The 3,498-nt window shown below is 40.8% G+C and carries 5 protein-coding genes; all 5 read left to right on the forward strand.

Annotated elements, in window-relative coordinates; all coding sequences use genetic code 11:
• The first annotated feature begins 164 nt into the window (after positions 1 to 164).
• Positions 165 to 881, forward strand: coding sequence for an alanyl-tRNA editing protein AlaXM (gene alaXM, locus MRT15_RS09645; RefSeq protein ID WP_304329881.1), 717 nt, complete (start codon positions 165 to 167; stop codon positions 879 to 881).
• 9 nt (positions 882 to 890) lie between these two features.
• Entirely contained in the window at positions 891 to 1,346 is a 456-nt protein-coding gene (locus tag MRT15_RS09650) for a hypothetical protein (protein WP_304329882.1), read from the forward strand.
• Between the two features lie 55 nt (positions 1,347 to 1,401).
• Positions 1,402 to 1,776, forward strand: a complete 375-nt coding sequence (locus tag MRT15_RS09655; protein WP_304329883.1) for an Hsp20/alpha crystallin family protein — start codon at positions 1,402 to 1,404, stop codon at positions 1,774 to 1,776.
• 90 nt (positions 1,777 to 1,866) lie between these two features.
• Positions 1,867 to 3,054 carry an anhydro-N-acetylmuramic acid kinase gene (locus tag MRT15_RS09660; RefSeq protein ID WP_304329885.1) on the forward strand — a complete coding sequence of 396 codons (1,188 nt, stop codon included), beginning with the start codon at positions 1,867 to 1,869 and terminating at the stop codon, positions 3,052 to 3,054.
• Between the two features lie 50 nt (positions 3,055 to 3,104).
• On the forward strand, positions 3,105 to 3,498 hold a 394-nt coding region (locus MRT15_RS09665), incomplete at its 3' end, for an HD domain-containing protein (RefSeq protein WP_304329884.1).

Raw genomic sequence — 3,498 nt, forward strand, 5'->3', positions numbered from 1 at the left:
TCAAAACATCCATAAGCTCAGAATCCAATTCATACCCCTTAAATCCCATCATAATCATCTGTCCAGCCAAGAAGTCCAAATCCAAATTTCATACACCAAAACTAATTCATAACGGGAAAACTTAAAAAGTTATGAGTCATAGAATTGTAGATTGATGATGAAGTATGCCCACAAAACACCTATACCAATACGACAGCTACCAGAAGACATTCAAAGCTAAGATTACAGCCATAAATGGCGTTGAAATAGTATTGGATCAAACAATATTCCACCCTGAAACTGGAGGGGTAGCCCACGACACGGGAACCCTAAAGATTGGGGGATTGGAATACAAGGTTTTAGATGTAAAGCTGAATCATGCCACAGGAGACATAATACATGTACTGGAAAAACAGCCAAAAGCTGAAGTGGGATGGGAAGTGGAGGGGGAGATTGATTGGCCTAGAAGGTATAGGCTCATGAGGCTACATACAGCAGCACACATGCTCGCAGCAATAATGTATAGGGATTACCATGCACTAATAACCGGGGGACAAGTGGATGTGGAAGATGCCAAAATGGATTTCAACATACCAACAATGAATAGAAGCATATTCGAAGATGCCATAAATAAAGCCAATGAAGCTGTGGAAAGAAACCTACCAGTAAAAATATATTTCCTAAGGAGGGAAGAAGCACTCAAAATACCTGGAATAGTTAAATTGGCTGAGAAAATGCCACCACAAGTGGAGGAGCTTAGGATAGTGGAGATAGAGGGGCTTGACATACAAGCAGATGGGGGGCCACATGTAAGGAGCACTGGAGAAGTTGGGAAGATAAAGCTAATAAAGGTGCAAAATAAGGGTAAGGATAAAAGGAGAGCATACTTCACAGTAGAGTGAAGGAGAATTATGTTTAAAGTTAAAATTGGAGGGGAAAAGTTAAACCCACATCAAATAGCAATACTACTAAAACTTAGAAGTGGAGGGGAGAAAGCATCAAACCTACTTAGGGAAATGTATAGATTTGGATTTGAATCAAAAAGCTCCTTCTACACATCCCTAACTGAATTGAAGGAGAGGGGATATATAGAGGTGGATGAGGAAGGGTGGGTTAAATTAACGGAGAAGGGGGTTGAAGCCATAAGCAAAATACCAAACTTAATAGAGCCGAAAATTAAATCCATAATGAAATACATATCATTCATAATGGAGAGCTCAAAGCCAAGGGAGGGGGAGAGGTACATAAGCATAGCAGAGGAAATTGAAGATGTAAGTGAACTGGAAGAGTATAAGAGATTCCTAGAAGAGGAGCTTAGAAAAGTGGAAGAGAAGCTAAAGGGGTGGAGAAGGGTAGAGGTGGAATAAGTACAAAAACAAACTTTAAATATATGAAAGTACAAAAATAGACTTGTGAGTACAAATGTGTAATTATGAAGACAAAGAGAAGGGGGTAGGGATTTTCATAGGTGGAATAGGAATACCAATAATAAAAATGAAGACATACAAGTATGATGCTGAAAGATGCAACATAAAGGATGAGGGGGACAAATACATAGTCACATTGGAGATGCCTGGAGTGAGAAGGGAGGATATAAAACTATACGTAAACGAGAAGACCATAGAGGCAACTGCGAAGCCATCCACAAAACTACCGGGAGGAGAAAGGGAATACAAATACAAGATAAAACTGGAAGACCCTGTGGAAGTTGAAGGTGTAAAGGCAAAATACTTCGAAGGTCTACTCATAATAGAACTGCCAAAGAAGAGGACTGGAAGAGAGGTTAAAGTGGAGTAAATTAATCCCCCAAATTTTATTGCATGATCATTGTCTAAACCGTTATTAACATGTTTTGATAGATGAATCTTACGGTCTAAATTGAATGTAATGGATAAACTATGCCAATTGAGATTTAAAGATGAGAAGATGGCTTTGGGACTCATGTCTGGAACATCCCTAGATGGGGTGTCCATAGCCATAGTGAAACTTAAGGGGAGTTGGGTGGAGACGAAGTTCAAAATAATATATCATGCAACATATGAGTATAGCCCAGAGTTGAGAAAGGAGATATTTAGAGTGGTGAATCCGAAGACTGGGAATGTAAAGAGGGTGTGTCAATTAAATCATGTTCTCGGTAGGGTTTACGCTGAGAAAGCTTTGAAGGCCATAGATGAAGCTGGCCTAGATAGGGGGGAGATAGATTTCATAGCAAGCCACGGCCAAACAATATATCATAACCCAAAAATTGATTGTATAGCTGGATACAAGTCTAGATCCACACTACAGATTGGGGAGCCTGCAGTAATAGCTCATGAAACTGGAATAATAACTATAGCTGACTTTAGGCAGGGGGATGTGGCTGCAGGTGGACATGGAGCACCAATAAGTGCATATGCAGACTACATAATATTCAGGAGCATGAATTTGGATAGGGCAATACAGAATATTGGTGGAATAGCCAATGTTACATGGATCCCGAGGGGTGGAGGGTTAGATGATGTAATTGCCTTCGACACTGGACCTGGAAACATGGTGATAGATGCATTGGTTGAAGAGATGACTGGTGGGAGGGTTAGGATGGATGTGGATGGGGAGATTGCCAGTAGGGGGAATGTGAACATGGAATTATTAAATTACATGATGAAACACCCATACCTATCCCTAAAACCGCCTAAAACCACTGGTAGGGAGGATTTCGGATGGAAGTTTATTGGGAGGGTTTTGAAGAAGGCTTTAAATATGGGTTTAAGTTGGGAGGACATAATAGCCACAGCAACGTATTACACTGCTAAAACCATAAGTGAAGCATATGGGAAGTATCTACCTAGAAAACCCAACGAGATAATTCTAGGTGGAGGGGGGAGCAGAAATAAGACGCTTGTGGAGATGATTAGGGAGTTGAATCCGGATGCAAAGGTAAGCCTACATGAAGATTACGGCATACCTGCACAGGCAAAGGAGCCTCTAATAATGACCATACTGGCAAATGAAACTTTAAGTGGAAATCCAAGCAACGTTCCAAAAGCCACTGGAGCCACTGGTAGAGCAATACTTGGGAAGATAATACTACCATAACTAAAAGCTTATCTAAACATGACTATGATAATGAGTCAAGAGGGGGATGGTTGAGGGAATTGACTGGAATATATGAAGCTTTGGAGAGGATTGGGAGGATTAAGAGGACTGGGTGGATTATGGCTAAAATACCAAACGACATGGCTGAAAGCATAGCTGAACACACAATGAAAACTGTTTTCACAGCCATGGAGATATGTAGGGAAATGGGGTTAAGGAGATCTGAGGAGAAGATCATTAAGATGGCTTTAATACATGACCTAGCGGAAGCCTTCATCTCAGACATACCGAAACCAGTGAAGGAGAGGGTTGATAAGGGGAAGCTGGATGAGTTAAGCATGGAATACATTAAAGCCATAATAAAGGATGAAGAGCTGGTAAATTTGTATGAGGAGTACATTAAAGGGGGGAGTGTTGAAGCGAAGATAGTGGATTTAGCTGACA

It is taken from the genome of Candidatus Culexarchaeum yellowstonense (genome assembly GCF_024707025.1).
Taxonomy (GTDB): domain Archaea; phylum Thermoproteota; class Methanomethylicia; order Culexarchaeales; family Culexarchaeaceae; genus Culexarchaeum.